Origin of the sequence: Anoxybacillus sp. CHMUD (genome assembly GCF_013096965.1) — a bacterium.
GTDB classification, from domain to species: domain Bacteria; phylum Bacillota; class Bacilli; order Bacillales; family Anoxybacillaceae; genus Anoxybacillus; species Anoxybacillus kestanbolensis_A.
Genome location: NZ_SDLG01000102.1, coordinates 1 through 275, shown reverse-complemented (window position 1 = coordinate 275; position 275 = coordinate 1). Strand labels below are relative to the sequence as shown.

At 46.9% G+C, this 275-nt stretch carries 1 rRNA gene; it reads left to right on the top strand.

What is annotated here, in order from left to right:
- Positions 1-93, top strand: a 16S ribosomal RNA gene (locus tag ETB99_RS14805); the annotation flags it as partial.
- Positions 94-275: the final 182 nt, after the last annotated feature.

The following is a 275-nucleotide window of genomic DNA, read 5'->3' as shown; positions in this document are numbered from 1 at the left end:
TACGGGAGCCAGCCGCCGAAGGTGGGGCAAATGATTGGGGTGAAGTCGTAACAAGGTAGCCGTATCGGAAGGTGCGGCTGGATCACCTCCTTTCTAAGGATAAATACGAAAAGCGGAGGCGACTGTTTAGCCTCGCTACACATAACGCAATAACAACGCTTTTTCGCTTCGTTTAGTTTTGAGGGAATATCCCTCGTTATTTTCGCTGATTGTTCCTTGAAAACTAGATAACAGGCAGTAAGAAAAGCGACAAACGGTTCTCGTTTGGAGCTAAA